At 54.9% G+C, this 20,857-nt stretch carries 18 protein-coding genes; 9 read left to right on the top strand and 9 right to left on the bottom strand.

Annotated features, from left to right (window positions below; genetic code table 11):
- Positions 1 to 21 precede the first annotated feature (21 nt).
- The 5 genes from LQZ21_RS09320 to LQZ21_RS09300 form a co-directional block, all read right to left on the bottom strand.
- On the bottom strand, positions 22 to 885 hold the full coding sequence (locus LQZ21_RS09320; RefSeq protein WP_411044057.1) for a carbohydrate ABC transporter permease: 864 nt from the start codon (positions 883 to 885) through the stop codon (positions 22 to 24).
- 61 nt (positions 886 to 946) lie between these two features.
- A complete protein-coding gene (locus LQZ21_RS09315; protein WP_411044056.1) occupies positions 947 to 1,792 on the bottom strand; it encodes a carbohydrate ABC transporter permease in 846 nt (281 codons plus the stop codon).
- Between the two features lie 111 nt (positions 1,793 to 1,903).
- A complete protein-coding gene (locus tag LQZ21_RS09310) occupies positions 1,904 to 3,208 on the bottom strand; it encodes an ABC transporter substrate-binding protein (RefSeq protein WP_411044055.1) in 1,305 nt (434 codons plus the stop codon).
- 356 nt (positions 3,209 to 3,564) lie between these two features.
- Complete coding sequence (locus LQZ21_RS09305; RefSeq protein ID WP_411044054.1) at positions 3,565 to 4,785, bottom strand: MBL fold metallo-hydrolase; 1,221 nt, start codon at positions 4,783 to 4,785, stop codon at positions 3,565 to 3,567.
- A complete protein-coding gene (locus tag LQZ21_RS09300; protein ID WP_411044053.1) occupies positions 4,778 to 7,072 on the bottom strand; it encodes a family 78 glycoside hydrolase catalytic domain in 2,295 nt (764 codons plus the stop codon). The genes LQZ21_RS09305 and LQZ21_RS09300 overlap by 8 nt, the downstream gene beginning before the upstream one ends.
- Before the next feature lie 239 nt (positions 7,073 to 7,311).
- Between LQZ21_RS09300 and LQZ21_RS09295 the strand changes: the two genes are divergently transcribed.
- The 6 genes from LQZ21_RS09295 (at position 7,312) to LQZ21_RS09270 (ending at position 13,586) form a co-directional block, all read left to right on the top strand.
- Entirely contained in the window at positions 7,312 to 8,547 is a 1,236-nt protein-coding gene (locus tag LQZ21_RS09295; protein WP_411044052.1) for an ROK family transcriptional regulator, read from the top strand.
- Between the two features lie 334 nt (positions 8,548 to 8,881).
- Positions 8,882 to 9,652 (top strand): phosphopantothenoylcysteine decarboxylase domain-containing protein, encoded by a 771-nt coding sequence (locus LQZ21_RS09290; protein ID WP_411044051.1) that lies wholly within the window; start codon positions 8,882 to 8,884, stop codon positions 9,650 to 9,652.
- Entirely contained in the window at positions 9,649 to 10,191 is a 543-nt protein-coding gene (locus tag LQZ21_RS09285) for a flavoprotein (RefSeq protein ID WP_411044050.1), read from the top strand. Before LQZ21_RS09290 ends, LQZ21_RS09285 begins: the two co-directional genes overlap by 4 nt.
- Before the next feature lie 2 nt (positions 10,192 to 10,193).
- The gene (locus LQZ21_RS09280; protein WP_411044049.1) at positions 10,194 to 11,174 is read left to right on the top strand and encodes a P1 family peptidase; all 981 of its coding nucleotides are present in this window, start codon (positions 10,194 to 10,196) and stop codon (positions 11,172 to 11,174) included.
- Positions 11,171 to 12,100 (top strand): DMT family transporter, encoded by a 930-nt coding sequence (locus LQZ21_RS09275; RefSeq protein ID WP_411044048.1) that lies wholly within the window; start codon positions 11,171 to 11,173, stop codon positions 12,098 to 12,100. The genes LQZ21_RS09280 and LQZ21_RS09275 overlap by 4 nt, the downstream gene beginning before the upstream one ends.
- Before the next feature lie 112 nt (positions 12,101 to 12,212).
- The gene (locus LQZ21_RS09270; protein ID WP_411044047.1) at positions 12,213 to 13,586 is read left to right on the top strand and encodes a glycine--tRNA ligase; all 1,374 of its coding nucleotides are present in this window, start codon (positions 12,213 to 12,215) and stop codon (positions 13,584 to 13,586) included.
- A 69-nt stretch (positions 13,587 to 13,655) separates the two neighbouring features.
- On the opposite strand, the gene LQZ21_RS09265 is transcribed toward LQZ21_RS09270, so the two are convergent.
- Together LQZ21_RS09265 and LQZ21_RS09260 are read right to left on the bottom strand one after the other, a co-directional pair.
- Positions 13,656 to 14,564 (bottom strand): LysM peptidoglycan-binding domain-containing protein, encoded by a 909-nt coding sequence (locus tag LQZ21_RS09265; RefSeq protein ID WP_411044046.1) that lies wholly within the window; start codon positions 14,562 to 14,564, stop codon positions 13,656 to 13,658.
- Complete coding sequence (locus LQZ21_RS09260; RefSeq protein ID WP_411044045.1) at positions 14,561 to 15,688, bottom strand: hypothetical protein; 1,128 nt, start codon at positions 15,686 to 15,688, stop codon at positions 14,561 to 14,563. Before LQZ21_RS09260 ends, LQZ21_RS09265 begins: the two co-directional genes overlap by 4 nt.
- A 337-nt stretch (positions 15,689 to 16,025) precedes the next feature.
- Between LQZ21_RS09260 and LQZ21_RS09255 the strand changes: the two genes are divergently transcribed.
- Positions 16,026 to 16,259 (top strand): YdbC family protein, encoded by a 234-nt coding sequence (locus tag LQZ21_RS09255; protein ID WP_411044044.1) that lies wholly within the window; start codon positions 16,026 to 16,028, stop codon positions 16,257 to 16,259.
- A 26-nt stretch (positions 16,260 to 16,285) separates the two neighbouring features.
- On the opposite strand, the gene LQZ21_RS09250 is transcribed toward LQZ21_RS09255, so the two are convergent.
- Entirely contained in the window at positions 16,286 to 16,864 is a 579-nt protein-coding gene (locus LQZ21_RS09250) for a ribonuclease H family protein (RefSeq protein ID WP_411044043.1), read from the bottom strand.
- Between the two features lie 32 nt (positions 16,865 to 16,896).
- A complete protein-coding gene (locus tag LQZ21_RS09245; protein ID WP_411044042.1) occupies positions 16,897 to 17,895 on the bottom strand; it encodes a Gfo/Idh/MocA family protein in 999 nt (332 codons plus the stop codon).
- A 413-nt stretch (positions 17,896 to 18,308) separates the two neighbouring features.
- On the opposite strand from LQZ21_RS09245, the gene groL reads away from it, so the two are divergent.
- Both groL and LQZ21_RS09235 read left to right on the top strand, forming a co-directional pair.
- Positions 18,309 to 19,952, top strand: coding sequence for a chaperonin GroEL (groL, locus tag LQZ21_RS09240; protein ID WP_411044041.1), 1,644 nt, complete (start codon positions 18,309 to 18,311; stop codon positions 19,950 to 19,952).
- Between the two features lie 122 nt (positions 19,953 to 20,074).
- Entirely contained in the window at positions 20,075 to 20,857 is a 783-nt protein-coding gene (locus LQZ21_RS09235; RefSeq protein ID WP_411044040.1) for an AzlC family ABC transporter permease, read from the top strand.

The following is a 20,857-nucleotide window of genomic DNA, read 5'->3' as shown; positions in this document are numbered from 1 at the left end:
TGGTTTTGGGAACGGCTTAAACTATATTTTAAGACCGCCTGCGGTGAGGCTTTCTACGATTTTATTCTGGAAAATGATATATATTGCCATAATCGGTATGGTTACCATGGTAAGGCCCGCAAAAAGCGCCCCCATATCGGTTCTGACCTTGGGCACCTCAACCAGGAAGGCAAGCCCCAACTGTATGGTCCGCTTGGCGGAATCGGAAATCAATACCAGGGACAGGGAATAATCACTCCACACATTGATAAAGTTAAAGATCAACACGGTTACCAGCCCGATTTTTGCCATGGGTAGCATGATCTGAGCAAAGGCTCTGAAATAGGAACAACCGTCAATGTAGGCCGCTTCTTCAAAGTCCCGGGGGATGGTTCGAAAAAAACCCAGCATCAAAAAAATTGAAAAGGGCAGGGAACTAACTACCAGCATGATAATAAGCCCCAGATAGGTATTGATAAGCCCCAAAGAACGGATCTGCAAAAAAATGGGGATCAGCGCCACAATCCCCGGCAGCAGGAGGGAACCCATATAGATCGTTTCCAGGAACCGGCCTCCCCAAAAACGGAAGCGGGCCAAGACATAGGAGGTGGTGGCGGTAAAAAACATCAGAAGCCCCAGAGTAATGGTGTCCACAAAAATGGTATTGAGGAAATATCTGCCGATATTGCCGTTTTCCCAGGCGGTTTGATAGTTCAGGTAATAAAATCCTTGGGGAAGGGCAACCGGATTGGCCCGGAATTCCACGCTGGTTTTTAAGGAAGAGTACACCATCCAAACCAGGGGAAAAGCAACCATGAGAAAATAGATGAGCAGGGGAATACGGAGCAGTATGGGGGCGGCCAAGCGGGCCGGACTTACACGAAAGGGCGATCTTTTACCATACATTCAAAATTCCTTATGTAGGTTTCAAAATTCCGATCCAATCAGGATCATAATTGAAACCGACTCAGTATTCAACGAGCTCTTTCCGGGTAAGCCTTCGCATGATCAAGGCCAAAGCCAAGGTAAGTATAAAAATAAATACCCCGACGGCGGTACCATAACCGAAATCGGTGTACTGGAAGGCGTGTTTGTACATATAGGTTCCCAGGACTTCGGCAGCGGGGTTGGTAAGGCCCGCCATTACCCGGACCAGGGCAAAACAAGCGATGGAACCGCTGATAAAAAAGACAATCATGGTCCGCATGATTTCCCACAGCAGGGGAAAGGTGATCCGGGTGAACTGCTGGAATTCCCCGGCCCCGTCGATCTGGGCGGCCTCGTAGAGGGTGGCAGGGATACCCTGAATTCCCGATATAAAAAGGACCATAAAAAACCCCAAAGAACCCCAGATAATGGGGGCGGTTACCGCTCCCAAGACCGTAGCCTTTTCCCCAAGCCAGGCATGGGTCCAGAAGTCTAATTTCAGCAGCGTAAGCAGTCCGTTGAGGATCCCCACCGAGGGGTTAAAAATAAAACGCCAGAGAATGGCGATGGCCGCGGTGGGCATTACATAGGGGAAAAAATAGGTAATCCGGTACAAAAGGCTTTCCGTGAACCGCGATCGGGTAATGACCACCGCGAAAAAGAGGGCCAACACAAAGGTAACCAGGGTAGAAATCAAAAAAATGGCGGCGTTATTATAGAGGGCATTGAAAAAGTTTGTATCCCCCGCCAGGCGCTTAAAATTTTCAAGCCCCACAAAGTTCATAACCTGGGTATAGCCGGTCCATTTAAAAAAACTATAGTAAAAACCCTTGATATACGGCAGGATGCCGAAATATGCGTATCCGATAAATACGGGAATAGTCATAAAAAATATAAACAATGCGCGCCGGAATTTCCGCATCAGATTCTCCCATAAAAAAGGGGCCGGACTTTCCCCAAACCGGATGGGTTTGGGGATTGGTTTCAAACCGGTTCTTTAAAAACTGATCCCCGCTGCCACTGCCGCCACTGCCGCTGCGGCCTGTTCGGCGGTGGCGCTGCCGCTGATCACATTATTCAGTTGGATGCCCACCTCATTGAATACCGGCGCCAGTTCCGGGGGAGCGGACAGAATTTTTGAGACCGCCCCGGTCTCCTTCTGCCCCAAAAGCATCTCTTGATAAGAAATATTGATCTCATTGGCAACTAAATCAAGGGCGTTTTTGACCGGGATGACCGCCCCGGTAATCTCCGCCACGGCCTTGACGTTTTCATCGGTATAAATTCCGGTGAGAAACTTTTTCGCCAGTTCCGGGTTTTTCGCTTTGGCAGTAATGAACATAACCTCATTGCTGACACTTAAATACCGGAGATCTCCCTTTTTCAGCGACAGGGAAGGGATAAAGCCCCATTCAAAATTAACCTGTTGGGTATCGGCCATTTCATTTTCAAGCCAGTCCCCATTGGCATGGAAGAGGGCCTTGCCGGTTAAAAAATCGCCCTGGGTCTGGAGATAATCGATCCCCAGGTTTGAGGGATTGATATACCGCCGTTCCCCCAGGGTTCTAAAATACTGAAAAATATTGATTACCTCGGGAGACTGCCATATCCCGCTCTTATTGGCGATGATATCACCCCAGATAGGGCCCCAACTCGGTTTGAACATACAGTCGGTAACATAACTGACATCGATCCCCGAATAGGTAAAAAGATACACCCCGTCCATCTTGGCGGCGGCGAGTTTTTCGCCGATGGCCAGGAAGTCGTCATAGGTTTCAGGCAGACTGACCCCCAGTTCGCGGATCAGTTTTTTGTTGTAGAACAGGCCATTCATGGAGAGGTTCTGGGGAAGCAGATATTTTTTACCGTTAATCGTACCCAGGTCAAGCATCCCCTCAATAAGGTGGTCCTCCAGGGAGGTGCCGTTAATCCTGGTCTCGGTAAGGAAGGAGCTCATATCCAAAACCAGACCGTCCCGGGCCAGAATCCGGGGATCAAAGACGGTCGTCAGGTTTGTTGCCACAAAATCGGGTACGTCATCGGTCATCATCCGGGGCCGCAGTACCTCGTCAATGGTATTGCTCAGTTCGTATTTAACCGTTACGCCGGGATTTTCCGCCTCAAATTTGGGAATATAATACTCCCAGAATCCCGCATATCCCCCTAAAAACAGGGCCGCCTCCAGGGTTTGGGTATCGCCGCCGGCCGCCGCGTCCGTTTTTGCCTTATTACATCCGGCCAGGGTGAACAGTACTACCATGGCCAAAAATAAGGCCCCCCACTGCTTAATCCTTGATTTCATCCTCTCCTCCTCACCATAATCCGTTTTATTTGGAATATAAGTTTAATTAACTCACGGTTATTATATCATCATCCCGGATATATGTCAATATAGTAAGGGTACTTTTCATTATTTTTTTGGTGATTTTTCTGTCATTCTTATTTTTTTCAGAGATTTCTCTAAATTTACCCGGTCTTTTATGCCAAGACGGAGGATAATTCGTAATGCGTCCTAACTAAGTAATCTGCTATATTCGAAGCGATTTAACCACGAACAGACACGAACCACCCGAACAGAAGAGAGAAAGCGAAAATCAACATCCCCTTCTTCGCCTTGGTGGTGAATTTCTTAAATTATGTAGATAGGGTTTACAAGGTCTAGCCGGTGCGGTAGGGGAAAAAACTTACTACTGCTGCGGATTCATCCTGGGCCGATAGGATATAGACCCTAAACTGGCGGCCGTGGTCAAAAACTTTTACCACCACATGACCGGTATCTTTACAAATCGAGGACATCCAGGGTTCATCTTTATAGGCTTCCCGGACGACATCGGGGAACGCGGTGGGAAAAATCGTCCGTTCCCCGGGGTAAAGGCGGCGGGAGGCCATATTCGTCATGGTACTGGGCTGGATGTGGAGATAATCCCAAACCGGGATGATGTATGCCCGGGCCCGGATAATCCCCACGAATTCTTCGGACATGGTATCCAAATAGGCATGATGGTTCGCCTTACATACCTGGACCGGTCCGCAGGCCTCGGCTATTTTCCCCTCAAGGTTGACCGCCTTTCCCCGGGAATCCAGCAGGGTTTCGTTAAAATCCCCCGCGGTATAGTACCGGAAGGGACCGTAGGATATCCGCAGACCAATGCTGTTTATATTTTCGTTAAGGTCATCGGTTTTATTACGGGCGTTAAGTTCATAGTAATCGATGGTTTTTTCCCCCTGCCCGGTCCATATCCTGCCGTTGGCCGCCAGGGTACGCACCTCAAATAACCCGGCATAGGGCGCCGGATCTTTCCGTAACACAAATTGGGTTTCGCCGCCTACCGCAATGGGTTCCGGCTTGAGCCCTTCGGATCTCATTTTCCATGCCAGAAAGGCCCGGTAATTGTCGGCACAGTGGTCAATGTCCCCAAATTCCTTGGGATAATTATAGTCAGGCCAGCCCCGATCCACCGCGATCTTGAACCGGAGGTATTCCCCTGCCTCGGGGATGCCGCTCAAAACATAGTCAGGGTCCCGCCCGTGGGTACGGCGGGCATTGCCGGCGGCGTCACCCACATGATCGCTATGGAAATGGGAGACCACGAGGTAATCCACTGCATCCTTGGCCGGATTAACCCGCCGGACATAGCGGGCGATCCACTCCCCTGCCCGCCGGGAGGGATCAGGCAGGGGATCGCACATCTTGAGATCCTTAAAATTGAAGGGCTCCGGTGTCGGAGGATCATAGTCCCCCGCATCAATCAACATGGAAGTTCCGTCGGGAAAGATGAGAAAGGATGATTCCCCCCGGCCGGTATAGATATGGTGAATGTCAAGCTCCCCGGCTTTCCAGCCGGCATAGGGTTTTCCGATTTCAGCGAGGTTATCCATTCGTTCCTCCGGCGGTTTTTTTTGAAACCGGCCCATCCTTAAAGCGATACCGGTATACCCCACCCGATAGTATGGCCGGGGCGGTTTCTTCCCCGGCCGGGGGGATAAATTCCGCCTCCGTTCCCGGGGGTATTTCCAGAACAAGGGCTACCTCCGCCCCCTGACGCCTCCAGCCGCAGGATATCCTGCCGCCGGAGGTATCCAGGGAGCAGCGGGCCTCTTCCATTCCCGGGGGGAACCAGGGCTGGACCCGGAGGGGGATCTTCCGGCTATGGTCTATACTAAGCCCCCCTATCATCCGATAGAGGATTACGTCAACACCGCCAAACATACCGTGATTGCCGCTGCCCCCTCCGTCCCAAAGCTCGGGTAAGGTGGTCCGGCCCCGGGAAATTAAATCGAAAAAACCCGGATACCCTTCGGCGGTCAACAGGCGGTAGGCCACATCCGGACGGCCGCAGCGGTGCAATACCTCGGGGATCATCTTGGCGCCGAAGATACCGCCCCGCAGATGGCCCCCGGCAGCGTCGATGGCCCGGACCAAGGCGTCGATGGCCTGGGGGATATCCGGGATGACACCGGAGAGGATCGCCATGGCCAGGGAAAATTGGGTGCCGTCGCCGAAAATTCCGGCGGCGGTATCGTAGTATTTTTCGAGGAGCCGCTTTTTTAACGCCGCCGCGGTTTCCGTGTAATGGCGGGCGTCATCGGCCTTCCCCAGAAATTCGGCAAAAGAGGCGGCGATGAGCAGATTTTTATGGAAGAAAAGCGCCCCCACATAGGGAGGGACCTCGCCGTCTTTTTCTATATCCGGAGATTTCCAGTCACCAAAACTTGCAAAGAGGAAATCCCCATCCAGGGTCTTTTCGCAGTAATCGAGGTAACGTTTCAGGGAATCGTAGTTATCGGTTATAAATGAAGGATCGCCATAAAAACGATACCCCTGGTCCGCGATGATCGGAAGGGCCGCCGACCAATCAGCGGTGGTCTCTTTGAAAAATGCCATGCGCTGCTGGAAGTAAGGCCAGGGGGCGATGTGCTGATACCAGCCGTCACGGCGGTGCTGACCGAGCCTGATGTCCTGGAGCCAGTTGTGGTAAAATTCCCGCATATCGAAATTATACATACCGGTTTCCGCGGTAACATGGGCATCCCCCAGCCAGGGGAGGCGCTCGTCCCGCTGGGGGCAGTCAATGGGAATGCCCATAAGGCACGAAAGCTGGGTCCGCAGGATAATCTCATGCAATGCCTGGAGCCGTGGGTTGGAACAGTAAAATTGCCCGGTGGGGGTCAGATCCGAATGGAGCTTTTTGCTTTTGACCTCAAGGACCGTAATATCGGCGTGGGAACGGGTGATCAGCAGGTAGCGGTAGCCGTGCCAGACAAAAGCGGGCTCCCAGGTTTCCCAATCGCCGCCCCGGAGTATATAGGTGTCCTCCACCACCGCGTCATCGTTGGTCCGCCGGTCCAGCGTCAGGTCATCATGGATATATTCGGCAAAATTGAGGAGGATTTTCTGCCCCCGCTTCCCCCGGACCGTTATCTCAGGCCGGGCGGCCCAGTTCTCGCCAAAATCGTAAACCTGCCGGAGCTCATCAAGCCGGAAAATATTGATCGGCTCCAGGACCCCGGTGACCCGTATGGGGGGCGTTTTATTTTCGACGAGGTTTTCCGTCGGGGCTTCAACCAGGGCCGCATGCTGCCAGAGGGCGTCATCATAGCCGGCTTCGGTCCAGCCCAGGGGTTCCTCGTTGGCGTCATAGGTTTCACCATCATAGAGACAGTTGAACAGTACCGGACCTTCCCGTAACTTCCAGGTTTCATCGGCGCCGATGCCCAGTTTCGTTCCGTCGGTTAGGGTAATCTCCAAGTCAAACAGCAGCCGGGGCGAGCCATACCAGCTCATGCGCCAGCCCCACCATTTCTCCTGGGGGCAAAACCAGCCGTTCCCCAGTTCCACCGCGCAGATATTGGGGCCCTCCCCCAGGAGGGGGGAGAGGTCGTAGACATCATAGAGGACTTTTTTAAAGTAATCCGACTTAATCGGCGCAAGAACCCGGTCATCCCCCGGCTTTCCGTTAATCCAAAACCGGTAAAACCCCAAACCGCAGATCCGAAGCAGCCCGTTTTTAAGCGCCCGCGGGATGGTGAATTCCTTTCTGAGCAGGATGGACCGCTGCTGGACCCGCACCTTCCCTTGATTACGAAGGTTTACCTCGTCTATGTCTTCGGCATCGGGGAGCCAGCGGTTAAGTTCTCCCCGGCAGATTCCAATCCAATTACCCATGTAAGGTCCGTCTCTTTCGCATATCATTACCCCCCTTCAAAACCGGCTATATGCCGATATAGTAAGATTTCTTTTCATTACGATCAAGGGATCTTAGTGTTTTTTAGCTATTTAATCAGGGGAAAAACCGTTTTTTCGATTAAACTTAAACTTTTTCCCTGAAATGGGCCGATTTTTTTTGTAAGGAACTCTAATAATATGCCCTTGCCAGAGGAGGTTATTGGTGCTACAGTGTTCGTATGGAACGGCATATTAAAATATCGGCGGATCAATCCCTGGTCCGCAAGACCAATCAGCGGCTGGTCCTTGACGCTATCTGGCGGCATGGCCCGGTTTCAAGGACCAGGCTGGCGCGGATGCTCTCCATGTCCAAACCCGCGGTTTCGGATAACCTGAGCCGGCTTCTGGATTGGGGGATCATCAGGGAAAAGGCGCCGGTTAAGATTAAAAGCGGCAGGAAACCCATACCCGTGGAAGGCAACCGGGAATTTTTATATATTTTCGCGATTGATTTGAATTATAAGGACCCGGTCTTTGCCATCGGCAACCTTGGGGGGGAGATCCTCGATGACCTCAGCATCACCGTGTCCCCGGAGTCCTCGCCGGAGACGCGGATCAGCCTGGTGGAAAACGCCATACGCCTGATGTTAAGCGCCCATAACCTTACCCCCCAGCAGTTTTACTGCATCGGCATTTCATCCCCCGGCATTTACAGCGATAAAAACGATGTATACGACGCGGAAGACAACCGGGCCATATTCGACAAAACCTTAAAGAACAATATCGTCGAATACCTGCAGCAAAAATTTTCGCTGCCGGTCTTTATCAAAAACGACGCCAATACCGGAGTGGTGGGGGAATTTTTGTACGGCACCGGACAGGGCATTGATAATCTGCTCTACCTTTGCTGCGGCGAGGGAATCGGGGCGGGGATTATATTAAATGGTAAGTTATATGAAGGAAACGATTATTTCGCCGGAAATTTGAGCGAATATGTGGACCCCCGGCGTTTGAAAGCGGGAAAGACCGTGGAGGAGTGCATCTGTACCGCCGGGCTGCTGGAAGGCATCCGGACCGCCCTTTCCAACGGGGCGGATTCCTGCCTGTCCCCCATCCCACCGGAAAAGATCACCTTTAAGGAGGTGGTATCGGCCTATGAGCGGGGCGATCCGCCGGTGCTGGAAATTCTGGGGGAAATCGCCGGGGAAATCGCCTGCATGGCCCTGTCCCTCGCCAGTTTTCTTTCCCTGCGGACGGTTATCATTGGCGGGGAGTATATGGTGTTCCGCGATTTTTTGATTCCCCGGATACGGGAGGTGTTTGAAAAATACCGTTTTTCCGCGGAAGTAACCGGGACATTCCTCAAGAAGCCCGCGGGATTATACGGCGTCCTCGGTATCGCCCGGAACCGGTTGTTCGAGGAGATCTGCGGCAGGATAAATCCCCAGGAAACCCGGTTTGGCCCCCGCCTGTGAAGACTTAGCCCGATACAGGAAAAAAAGAGAATTCAATGAAGAACCCAGGAGCAAGCTCCTGGGTATCTTCGTTGGAGAGGAAATTTATTGTACTGGCGGGGACCATACCCCGATCCGGAAATCGGCTTATGACATTTTCAGGGATGGTAAATTTTCCGGAGCAAGCTCCGGGGTATGGACCCCGCCTTCCAATCACGAACCACACGAAAAACACGAACTTTTTGTTCGAAACTTCTTCTTGTTCGTGAGGTTCGTGTAGTTCGTGGTTAATTATATCCTCCTGTCCGAGGGGTTCGTAGTTAAATTTTTTTGAGTATAATGCTATGGTTATTCCATGAATTTTTTGGTCACCGCGGGGGGAACCGTCGAGCAGATTGATTCGGTGCGGAGTATCACCAATTCGGCCACGGGAAGGCTGGGGAGCCTTATCGCGGATGAATTGGCCGGGCGGGAGGAAACCGCCGGGATCTGGTATATCTGTGGGAAAACCGCGGCCCGGCCCCAGACCCCCCGGGCGGAGATCCTCCCCATTGGGGATACGGCGACGCTGGAGGCTGAAGTGCGGCGGGTCCTTGCAGGCCGCCGGATAGACGGGATAATCCACACCATGGCGGTGAGCGATTACCGGGTATCGGCCCTGACCACCCCCCGGCTTATGGCGGAGTCCCTGCTGGCCGCCCGGGAAAATTCCGCCGGGGGGCTGCCGGACCGGGAGGGGATACTCCGGGGGATTCAACAGGCCCCGGTCCTGGACCGGGGGGGAAAGATCGATTCCGGGGAACAAAAGCTCATCCTCATCCTGGAACCTACGGTGAAGGTTATCTCCCTGTTCCGCGGCCTTGCCCCCAAGGCGGTCCTGGTGGGGTTTAAACTCCTCCATGACGTGCCCCATGAGGCCCTGATCAACACCGCCTATGCCCTGCTGGAAAAAAACCACTGCGATTTTGTCCTGGCCAACGATGACCGGGATATCCACGGGGATTGCCACGCCGCCTATCTCATTGACCGGGACAGGCGGATAAGCCCCTATGGGGATAAACAGAGTATAGCCCGGGGTATCGTCTCCCGGGTGATAGCAAAGATACGGGAGCAATGGGGCAAATGAAAAAGGTACTTTTGGGAATTACCGGCAGCATCGCCGCCTATAAGGGGGCGGAAATCGCCAATCTCCTCACCAAAAAGGGGTATTCGGTCCAGGTGATTTTGACCGCGGCGGCGCAGCGATTCATCACCCCCCTTACTTTGCAGACCTTGACCAAAAACAAGGCGTATACCGATATGTTTGAGGAGATCTTCTACGAGGATGTCCGCCATATTTCCCTGGCAAAAAATGCCGATTTGGTGCTGATAGCTCCGGCCAGCGCCAACATCATCGGCAAGATCGCCTCGGGGATAGCCGATGATATGCTCTCCACGGTAATAATGGCGGTCCGGGATAAGCCGGTGCTAATCTGCCCGGCCATGAATACGGCGATGTACGAAAACCCCCTGGTCCGGGACAACATGGCCAAGCTTAGCGGATACGGGTACCTTTTTATCGAACCTCGGGAAGCCCTGTTGGCCTGCGGCGACCTCGGTAAGGGGGCCCTGGCGGATACCCGGCTCATCGTAGACCGGGTCACGGAACTTTTGGCGGGAACCTAGGCATGGAAAAAATCAGCATCGACGATATTCCGGGCTTTCGTATCGGCCAGGCCCAGGACTTGACGGCCGCCACGGGCTGTACGGTGATCCTCCGGGAAGAAGGCGGGGTTTGCGGCGTTGATGTCCGGGGCGGGTCCCCGGGGACCCGGGACACCGACGCCCTCTCCCCCCTGGCAAACCGGAAGCTGGTCCACGCTATACTTCTGGCCGGGGGCAGCTCCTTTGGGCTGGATGCCGCGGCGGGGGTGATGGAGTTCCTGGAAGCCAAAAATATAGGCCGGGACGCGGGCCTTACCCGGGTGCCCAACCTCTGCGCGGCGATCCTCTTTGACCTGGGCTGCGGGGATCACCGGGTCCGCCCCGGAGCGGCCATGGGCTTTTGCGCCTGCGAAAACGCCTTCCGGGGGGAGCCCTTTCAAAGCGGCAATTTCGGCGCCGGGACCGGGGCGACGGTAGGCAAATTCCGGGGGCCGGCCTATGCCATGAAGGGGGGGATAGGCGCCGCCGCCTGGCGCCGGGGGGACCTGCTGGTGGGGGCGGTGGCCGCGGTGAACTGTGTGGGGGATGTTCTGGAAAAGGGCGGGATCATCGCCGGGGTCCGGGGGGACGACGGCAGGACCCTGATCGGGACCGAAGGGCTCATCCTGGAGGAATACCAGCGGCCCCGGGATTTTTTCAGCGGGACCCCCCTGGAAGGGACCAATACGGTCCTGGGTTGCATCATCACCAACGCCAAACTGGACAAAGCCGGCGCTACCCTCCTGGCACGGCAGGGACAAAACGGCATTGCCCGGACAATACGGCCCGCCCACTCGATCTATGATGGGGACACGGTTTTTGCCCTCTGTTCCGAGGAGGCGGCAAGTTCCCCGGACGCAGTGGGGATCCTTGCTGCATGGGCCATGGAAGGGGCGATCATCGACGCGGTTAAAAGCGCCCGTTCCCTGGGGGGCTACCCGGCCATGGGGGATTGCCGGCCATGACCGAATGGACAAAAGCGGTTTCTGCCCTTATCGCCTGTGTGGTGTTCTGGGGGGTCTCTTTCGTTTCTACCAAGATCGCCGGTGCGGTTTTCCCCCCCATGTCCCTGGGGGCGCTTCGTTTTGCCCTGGCGCTGGTATTTCTATTTTTTATAAAAAACCGTGCCGTCCCGGAGGAAAAACTTCAGCTCCAGGACCTGCCCCTGCTTATCGGGGCGGGGCTTACCGGGGTGACCCTCTATTTTTCCTTTGAAAATACCGGCCTGGGCCTGATAAGCGCCTCGGAAGCGTCGATCATTGTGGCGTCCATTCCGGCGCTCACCCTGGGGGCCCAGTGGCTGGGCGGCAAACTCCCCAGGTTCGGAAAAAGGCGGGAGGAAGCCCCGGCGGCGTGTATCCCGCCCCGGCGCTGGGTGGGGGCCCTTATCTCCATGATCGGGGTGGGCCTTACCGCCCGAGGAGCCGAAAGCCTTCCCCCGGGAACGGGAACCGGTGTGAGCGCCGGAGGAAATATCCTGGGGTATCTCTGTATGATCGGCGCCGCCCTCAGCTGGGTCGCCTACTGTTTCCTTACGCCGCCCCTCTTCAGCCGCCGATCCCGGATTTATATCGTATACTGGCAGACCTTTTTTGGTTTTCTCGCCTTTATTCCCTTCGCGGCCCTTGAGTTTCCCCACTGGGGCCGGCCGAATCCGGAGGTCATCCTCCATGTGGGCTTTTTGGGCCTTTGCTGTTCGGCCCTGGCCTACCGCTTCTACGCCCAATCCCTGGCGGTCCTGGGGATTTCGATCTCGGCGCTTTTCCTCAATTTAGTTCCCGTGGTTACGGTCGTCGCGGGCTTCTTTATCCTGGGGGAACGGCTCAGCCCGGTGCAATGGGCCGGGGCGGCGCTGGTACTTGCCGGAGTATACCTTGCCATGAAGGAATGAGGTCCGATCCCCCTCGCCATTCATCCCCATATCCTGTATACTATTCTCTAAATTTGGGGCGGCTCCAAGCTAAGGGAGTTTGGACCAGCGATCCCTTGAGGAGGAATTTTTGATGGCCGAAGAACAGACCGAGTATCAGGGAAAGGCAACCATGGAGAAGATCACCTCCCTTGCCAAGCGGCGGGGTTTTGTGTTTCAATCCTCCGAAATTTACGGGGGGCAAAACGGCGCGTGGGATTACGGCCCCCTGGGTATAGAGCTAAAGAACCGGATCGCCCGGAATTGGTGGAAGGAGATGACCCAGCTTCACGACGATATCGTGGGTCTGGACGCGGCTATCTTGATGCACCCCCGGGTGTGGGAAGCCTCGGGGCATGTGGAGAACTTTACCGATCCCCTGGTGGACTGTAAAAAATGCAAGTCCCGGTTCCGGGCGGACCAGATCCCCCCGGAGAACCTGGCGGAAAAAAAATGCCCCGAATGCGGGGGGGAATTAACCGATACCCGGAAATTCAACCTCATGTTCAAAACCCATATCGGCGCGGTGGAGGAAGAGGCCAATATCATCTATCTTCGTCCGGAAACCGCCCAGGGGATCTATGTGAATTATAAAAACATCATTCAAAGTAACCGCATGAAGATCCCCTTTGGGATCGCCCAGATCGGCAAGGCCTTTCGGAACGAGATTGTAACCAAAAACTTTATTTTCCGGACCTGCGAATTTGAGCAGATGGAGATGCAGTACTTTGTCAAACCCGGTACCGATGTGGAGTGGTTTACCGAGTGGAAAAAACGGCGCTGGGCTTATTACGAAAAACTCGGGGTTAAGATGGATCAGCTCCGCTGGCACCAGCACGGCCCGGATGAGCTGGCCCATTACGCCAAGGACGCCTACGACATTGAGTACCTCTTTCCCATGGGCTGGAAGGAGCTGGAGGGGATCCATAATCGCTCCAACTATGACCTCTCGCGGCACGCGGAATTTTCAGGGAAGGACCTGCAATACATCGACCAGGATAATAACAACGAGCGGTATATTCCGTTTATCATCGAAACCTCCGCAGGGCTCACCAGGACCCTCCTCATGCTCCTCTGCGACGCCTATGACGAGGAAAAGGTGGCCGACAAGGGCAGCGATGACGATTGGCGGACGGTGCTGCGTTTCCACCCCGCTATCGCGCCGATTACCGTGGCGGTTTTGCCCCTGATGAAGAAGGACGGCCTTGCCGAGCTTGCCCAGGACATACGGAACGAACTGCGGGAGGATTTTGCCACCGACTACGACCAGGGAGGGGCCATAGGCCGCCGTTACCGCCGCCAGGACGAGGCGGGAACCCCCTTCTGTATCACCGTGGACTACGAATCCAAGGACAACCAGACCGTCACCCTCCGTTTCCGGGACTCCATGGAACAGGTCAGGGTCCACCGGACGGAACTGGCCGCCCGGCTGCGTGACGAGATAAAGGGCTATCAGCGGAGCAAATAGGCAATTCCCCGATTAAAGAAGGCGCCCGCAAAAAACTGCGGGCGCTTCGTCTAAAAATGAACCAAATCCTTACCGGAGGGGCGTATAACTACGGGCGGCGTCCCACATACCCTGCCGGGTTTCACCCTGGATGCTGGGGATATCCAGCACCATGCCGGGATGAATCAGGTTGGGGTTATTGGGTTCGGGCAGCTTGAGCCGGTTCGCGTCGTAGATCAGCCGCCACTTGGTGGGATCCCCGTAGGCCCAGGGCCGGCCTGCGATGTTCCACAAACAGTCCTTTGAAAGGGCCCAGGGCCTGACCGTATACTGGGAAGGCAGGGCCGTAACATCCGGGACTGCCGGCGGCGGCGGGGCCGCAGCCGGGGGAGGCGGCGGTGGGGGTGGAGGAGGCGGTGGCGGCGTGGCCGCAACCGGAGGGGGCGGAGCTACCACCGGGGGCGGAGTCTCTTTGGCAGGAGGGGTTACCTTGGCCAGGGCGTTGATAACCTGATGGGCCGCTTCGATGGCCGCATCCCATTCCTCGGCGTTCCTGAAAGAAAGGGCCTCGCTATAGAAATTTTCGGCCCGGCTGAACTCGTCGGCATACCGGGTAGGGGCCCCCACGGATCGGGCCCAGTCCAGACGGTTCCAGGCCGCGGTAATGGCGTTTTCGGTTTCCCGGATCTTTAGCTGGACGAGGATATATTCGTCGGACAACTGGGCATACCGGAGGGCTTCGGCGGCATATTGGGCGGAGGCGTCATAATCGCCGTACTCAAAGGCTTCCTCGGCCAAGGCGGTAAGCCGTTTGCTTTCAAGAAAATACCGGTTATTACGGACATTACCGGGCAGGGTCGAAACGGCATCCGAAGAGGCTGAAGCGGCAAGTACCGCTATGGGGACGAAAGCCGGCAATTCCGGCAGATCTATCAGGGCAGCCGCCCCCTGGGCGCCCCATATCATCAAGGCTATTAAACAAGGTATTCCTCGGTTCATAGGGTATCTCCTTCCAAAATAATCTCGGCATCCCGTGCTTTTTCATCACTTCTGATTATGGACTCCTCCGCTTCCCGTATGGCTTCTTCGGCCAGACGGCGTTTTTCCCGGGCGGCATCCCGAACCACCTCGAATTGGGATTTCGCCCGGATATAAAAGTTCACCGCGTCGGCAAAGCGCCGGCCCGAGAATAGGGCATCCCCCTGCTTGAGGGTTTCGGCGGCGGCGTCATAGTCCTTCTTCAGGGCCACATGGGCCTTAAGGTTGTAGGCGGCCTGTTGTACCTCGGCCGCGGCGGCTCCATGGTCGGAAGCAAAGGTTTCCCATCCCGTGTCCAGAATCATGGCATACCAGAGCGCCGCCTGTTCCGCCTTATCCTGGGCATCTTTTATAAGACCCGTATCGTAATTGGAGATGGCGTCGAGACCAATCGTATCGGCAAATTCAAAATTAACCGGATCATATTTTATAAAATCATGCTCCACAATCTGCTGCCGGGTGACATACGCCTCCAGCCCGGTTTTCAGGGCCGTATACATATCTATGGCGGTAAACGCCGAAGCCGCCGCCGGATAATAAGCGCCGCTATTGTACTGGGATACGGCTTTATTCACCATAGCATCCGCCGCCAAGAGCCGATCCGGGGTGATAGCCACGGCTCCGGCATCCAGGGCTCCCTGCCGGGCCTTCTGGATCTCCCGGGCCCGATCCTCGGCATAGAGGGGCAGGGACTGCCGGGTAAGGTCGTCATAGACGTCCGCCACCGCCCGGTAGGCCTCGACAGCGGCCCGGAACTCCCCCAGGGTAGCCGGCGCCGGATCATCCAGGGAACGGTATTGTTTTTCCACCGCTTCCCAATCTTCGGGAAAATACCGGGGACTGTCCGTATCTATCGCCATGGTCCTGGATGCTTCCAGGCGGGCCTTGGCCTCGGCCAGGGCGTCTATGGCCGCCTGATCCGGCGGTCCCTTCTCGGGATCCGGCTGAGGGGCGGCCGGGGGAGGAGTGGGAAGGGTGGGAGCTGCCGGGGGAGGTTCCTCCGGAGCCGGGGTTGATTTACAGGAAACAAGGGAAAAAATCATCAGAATTCCCGCCAAAAGGGCCATTTTATATACATTTTTCATACTTTTTATACCTCCTCATAGATGGAAATATTCCCCGAACATCAGTTTTTTGGAACCTTTCCTTAATTTTAAAGAAAAAAGCAGGCTTTTGACCACTTTTCCATAGATCATTCCAAAACCAATCAGGTTTTGTTGGTAATATATTTCTTTCTATAATTAGTATACTATCCCTTTTCACAATGAGCAAGTTAAAAATAACATCCTTACCTTTAAGGGAAAAGCGGGCCGGCTTAATGGGGGGCTGTTTTTTCTAAAGCCCCTTTCAAAAAAAACCGAGCTTTAAAACAGGCCCGTATAAGTCAATCCCAAGCCAAACCTGCGATTTTAAGAGGTAACCATGCCGGATATCACCTACGACATTATAAAAAGCTACGGTATCCTTTCCGAAGAAAGGGGAGGATGGAAAAAAGAGCTGAACCTGGTCTCCTGGAACGGCCGGACCCCCAAATTCGACCTTCGGGATTGGGCTCCGGGACATGAAAAAATGGGCAAGGGCATCACCCTGACCCGGGAAGAAGCGATAAAACTGGCGGAGTACCTATCCAGTGCCCTGAACGACGGGAACGATTAGCGGCTGCCATCCCTCCGGAAGGTCGACTAAAAGGCCGGGCGCCAGAAAGAGAAATACCGTTGACCGCCGATATTCCCGCCGGCTCCCCTCCCCTGCAGGAAGCTGATGGCCTGCTGGGTCATCCGGTCACAGCGCTCATTATATTCATTTCCCGCATGTCCCTTAATCCATTGCCAGTCAATAAGGAAATTTAACACCATTTCGTCCAGATCCTCCCATAGGTCCCGGTTCTTTACCGGTTTCCGGTCACTGGTACGCCAACTGTTCCGCTTCCAGGCTTTTATCCAAACACTCATGCCCTTTTGGACATATTGGGAATCGGTGAACACTGTAATCGCCTCGGCAGGGCGTTCCAGCTTTGATAACGCTTTCAGGGCGGCTATCACCGCGGTTAGTTCCATACGGTTGTTGGTGGTATCCAGTTCTCCCCCATAATTTTCGGCGATAAGCTCATCTTCACCGTCCTTGGTGTCCCAGGAGGGCTTTATCGGAGGGCCGCCGCCGGTTCTATGGTCAGGGGAGTTATCCCGGACAATGATATAGGCCCAGCCGCCCGGACCGGGATTCCCGGAACAGCCCCCATCGGTATAGATTTTTATGCCCATTACGCTTCCTTAAAAAATAACGGTTTGCCCGGTTACTGTTTTTGTACCGGCTCCCATTTTTCCGAGGCGGCGGAAGCAAAAAGGGCATCCAAAACTGCCATATTGGCGATGGCATCGGACAGGGGGATCGGAGCCCCGGTATTGTTGATGAGGGCTTCCGCAAAGGCGTCAAATTCCAGCAGGTACTGATCGGCTATTTCGGTCTCCACCAGCCGGTTTCCGACACCGGTGGAAACCGATAATTGGCCGGGACAATCCCCATACATATTAAAGGGCAGTTCCACCGTAAGGGAGCCGCCGGTTCCCAGGGCAAAAACCTTTTGATAGGGGAAAATTTGGGTGCCTATGGTGAAGGAAGACGTCCGCCCATCCCCAAAGTCAAGCAGGGCGCTTGCCTGGATGTCCACCTGGGAAACGGGATCCCGAAGGAGCTTACAGATTACCCCCTGGGGTTCCGTCCCGTGGATGAGCCGGGCGGTTGAAACCGTATAACAGCCGATATCCAATATACCGCCCCCGCCATAGGCGGCGATATTACGGATATTGGCGGGATTGGTATTATTATAGGTAAAGATCCCCTGGGTCAGCATGATTTTTCCCAACTCCCCGGCCTTAATAATTTCGGCCGCCCGGATCCACTGGGGATGGAAGCGGTACATAAAGGCCTCCATCAGGAGGATCCCCTTCTTTTGACAGTACTCCGCCGCCTCCACCGCCTCCCGGGCGTTGAGCCCCAGGGGTTTTTCACAGAGGATGGGCTTTCCCGCATCGGCGGCTTTTTTGATGTATTCCTTGTGGAGGTGATTCGGCAGGGGGCAATAGACAAAATCCACCTGGGGATCCGCCAGCAATTTATCGTAGGAGTCATAGGCCACGGTAAAATTCAAAGATTCGGCATATTTTTGGGCCTTCCCGGCATCCCGGGAAGCGACCGCATAGGGTTCAACCAACAGGGACGATTTAAGGGGAATCCCAATCCGTAACGCATAATGGGTTGAACAACCAAGCACCCCCATCCGTAATTTTTCCATATCCTCACTCCTTAATTAGGCAAATAGGTCCGGTACGACTTTGGAACCGCCCTTATGGTATAATGCTGATAATTCCCGATAAAGTCAAATCCATTACGGCCCGGTAATGCTCAGTTCAAAATGACCATGAACCATCCGAACAGACCCGAACAGGGAGGAATAAAAGGGAAATTCGGACGTCCTTCCGGCGGCCAATAAAAATTCCTATGGGTTCCGGTGGTTTTCTGAGTAAAAACTCCTAATTATGATCTTTTGGTATTGCCGGAATGGCTATAATTTAGTATTTTATAAGCAAGTCCTCACCCTTTGTATGAGGCGAAATCCATTTCATATTATACCGGTTCTATCGCATACAGGCGCGAAGCCCTGTGGCTATCCAAAAAGCCCGGTAATAAAAGAGGAGAAAAAGAATTATGGCTAAACAGTTGTTGTTCAACGAGGAAGCCCGCCGCAAATTGCTTGCGGGGGTGGAGCAGATTTCCAAGGCCGTTAAGGTGACCTTGGGGCCTAAAGGGCGAAATGTCCTTCTGGACAAGAAATTCGGGGCCCCCACCGTGACCAAAGACGGCGTATCCGTCGCAAAAGAAGTTGAACTGGCCGACCCCTACGAAAACATGGGGGCTCAACTCCTTAAAGAAGTGGCCACAAAAACCAATGACGTAGCCGGGGACGGTACCACCACCGCCACGGTTTTGGCCTATTCCCTGATTAAGGAAGGGCTTAAGTCGGTAGCCGCCGGGATGACCCCCATTGAGCTGAAACGGGGCATTGATAAGGCGGTGGAGATCGCCGTAGAGGAAATCAAGAAGAATTCAAAGGAAATCAAGGACAAGGAAGAGATCTCCCATGTGGCCTCGGTTTCCGCCAACAATGACAGTGAAATCGGTAATACCATTGCCGATGCCATGGAAAAGGTGGGGAAAGACGGGGTTATCACCGTGGAAGAATCCAAAACCATGGATACCACCATCGAATTTGTGGAGGGGATGCAGTTTGACCGGGGATATATCTCGGCCTATTTTGTTACCGACCGGGACACCATGACCAGTGTCTACGAGGATGTCTATATCCTGATCCACGATAAAAAAATCTCCTCCATGAAGGATATGCTGCCCCTCCTGGAAAAGGTCGCCCAGAGCGGCAAGCCCCTGCTCATCATCGCCGAAGATGTGGACGGGGAGGCCCTCTCCACCCTGGTGGTGAACAGCCTCCGGGGAACCCTCCGTACCTGCGCGGTTAAGGCCCCTGGTTTTGGGGATCGCCGCAAGGCCATGCTGGAGGATATCGCCATCCTCACCGGCGGGGAAGTTATCTCCGAAGAATTGGGGCTCAAGCTGGAAAACACCGAAATATCCCAGCTCGGTAAGGCAAAAACCATTAAGATCGACAAGGACAACACCACCATCATCAACGGGGCGGGGAAACAGAAGGAGATCCAGGACCGGATCGCCCAGATCAAGGCCCAGATTGAGGATACGACCTCGGATTATGACCGGGAAAAACTCCAGGAACGGCTGGCCAAACTCGCCGGCGGGGTAGCGGTGATCAATGTCGGCGCCGCCACCGAGGTGGAACTGAAGGAGAAAAAACACCGGGTAGAGGATGCCCTTTCCGCCACCCGGGCGGCCATTGAAGAGGGGATCGTAAGCGGGGGCGAACTGGCCCTGATTCAGGCCGCCATCGCCCTGGACAAGGCGAATACCGAGGGGCTTACCGACGATGAAAAGGTGGGCTTCAAGATCGTCAAGCGGGCCCTGGAGGAACCGATCCGCCAAATCGCCGAAAATGCGGGCCTGGACGGAGCGGTAATCGCCGATAAGGCCAAGTCCGAAAAGAAAGGGGTGGGCTTTGACGCCGCCAAGCTGGAATGGGTGGACATGGTCAAGGCAGGTATCATCGATCCCGCCAAGGTGACCCGCTCGGCCCTGCAAAACGCCGCATCCATCGCGAGCCTCCTCCTCACCACCGAATGCGCCATCACCGACATCCCCGAGAAAAAGGAGACGCCCCCCATGCCCGGCGGCGGAATGGGCGGTATGGGAGGAATGGACTACTAAACCGTTCCTGGTAACATCCAGTAAGATACGGCCGCCGGCGGACCGAGAGGTTCACCGGCGGCTTTGTTTTATTGGTAAGCCGGTCTCAAAACGCAAGATTTTTGGAACCGGAGCCTTTAGGTGTGCATAAAATACGGTATCTGGACAAAACCCCGCCCCGGGGATTAAAATCACCTAAATCTATGGAGCATCCCCTGAGCCGTCCCCGGATATGTATCTTGGCGCTTAAATACTCGGTCCCCGTGCTGTTGGGGTATACGGCCATAGGTATCGCCTATGGCCTCCTGGTGGTGGACGCGGGGTATCCCTGGTGGCTTGCCCTGGTGAGCAGTGTGGTCATGTTTGCCGGGGCGGGTCAGTATATTGCGGTAGGGCTTTTTGCCGCCGGGGCCTCCCTGGGGGAGGCCTGCCTGGTCCAGCTGGTGGTAAATGCCCGGCACATCGCCTACGGTCTCTCCCTGTTCAAACGGATCAAGCAGGCGGGGCCCTATAAGTATTACCTCATCTTTGCCCTGAGCGACGAAACCTTCGCCCTCCTCTCCTCCCTGCCCGCCCCGGAGGCCCTTGGCGCGGACTTTCCTGAACGAAACCGGCTGATGTTTTATATTGCCCTGCTGGATCAGCTCTACTGGATCATGGGCACCCTGATCGGGGCCATTGCCGGGACCCTGATCCCCTTCAACCTGGAGGGGATAGGTTTTTCCCTGACCGCCCTTTTTATCGTGCTGATGATTGAACAGATCCTCCGCTTACGGCGGCCCCTGCCCTTTATCATTTCCGGCCTGACGGCGATCCTGGGAACCCTGCTCCTCCCCTCCCGGCTATCCCTCCTCTCCGCCATGGCGCTTTCCCTGGTCCTGGTGCAGATCTTTGACCGGGGTGTTAGGGAGGAATCCCCCTGTTAA

Source organism: Treponema sp. TIM-1 (assembly GCF_046533115.1).
In the GTDB taxonomy this organism is placed as follows: domain Bacteria; phylum Spirochaetota; class Spirochaetia; order Treponematales; family Breznakiellaceae; genus JAIRMO01.
The sequence above is the reverse complement of the archived record's forward strand: the minus strand, read 5'-3'. Positions and strand labels throughout refer to the sequence as shown.

Coding starts and splice junctions, on each gene's coding strand:
- LQZ21_RS09290 (WP_411044051.1), top strand. CDS start 8,882: ATGAATTTTTTGGTCACCGCGGGGGGAACCGTCGAGCAGATTGATTCG.
- LQZ21_RS09280 (WP_411044049.1), top strand. CDS start 10,194: ATGGAAAAAATCAGCATCGACGATATTCCGGGCTTTCGTATCGGCCAG.
- LQZ21_RS09320 (WP_411044057.1), bottom strand. CDS start 885: ATGTATGGTAAAAGATCGCCCTTTCGTGTAAGTCCGGCCCGCTTGGCC.
- LQZ21_RS09275 (WP_411044048.1), top strand. CDS start 11,171: ATGACCGAATGGACAAAAGCGGTTTCTGCCCTTATCGCCTGTGTGGTG.
- LQZ21_RS09260 (WP_411044045.1), bottom strand. CDS start 15,688: ATGAAAAATGTATATAAAATGGCCCTTTTGGCGGGAATTCTGATGATT.
- groL (WP_411044041.1), top strand. CDS start 18,309: ATGGCTAAACAGTTGTTGTTCAACGAGGAAGCCCGCCGCAAATTGCTT.
- LQZ21_RS09265 (WP_411044046.1), bottom strand. CDS start 14,564: ATGAACCGAGGAATACCTTGTTTAATAGCCTTGATGATATGGGGCGCC.
- LQZ21_RS09305 (WP_411044054.1), bottom strand. CDS start 4,785: ATGGATAACCTCGCTGAAATCGGAAAACCCTATGCCGGCTGGAAAGCC.
- LQZ21_RS09315 (WP_411044056.1), bottom strand. CDS start 1,792: ATGACTATTCCCGTATTTATCGGATACGCATATTTCGGCATCCTGCCG.
- LQZ21_RS09245 (WP_411044042.1), bottom strand. CDS start 17,895: ATGGAAAAATTACGGATGGGGGTGCTTGGTTGTTCAACCCATTATGCG.
- LQZ21_RS09310 (WP_411044055.1), bottom strand. CDS start 3,208: ATGAAATCAAGGATTAAGCAGTGGGGGGCCTTATTTTTGGCCATGGTA.
- LQZ21_RS09270 (WP_411044047.1), top strand. CDS start 12,213: ATGGCCGAAGAACAGACCGAGTATCAGGGAAAGGCAACCATGGAGAAG.
- LQZ21_RS09285 (WP_411044050.1), top strand. CDS start 9,649: ATGAAAAAGGTACTTTTGGGAATTACCGGCAGCATCGCCGCCTATAAG.
- LQZ21_RS09255 (WP_411044044.1), top strand. CDS start 16,026: ATGCCGGATATCACCTACGACATTATAAAAAGCTACGGTATCCTTTCC.
- LQZ21_RS09250 (WP_411044043.1), bottom strand. CDS start 16,864: ATGGGCATAAAAATCTATACCGATGGGGGCTGTTCCGGGAATCCCGGT.
- LQZ21_RS09295 (WP_411044052.1), top strand. CDS start 7,312: ATGGAACGGCATATTAAAATATCGGCGGATCAATCCCTGGTCCGCAAG.
- LQZ21_RS09300 (WP_411044053.1), bottom strand. CDS start 7,072: ATGGGTAATTGGATTGGAATCTGCCGGGGAGAACTTAACCGCTGGCTC.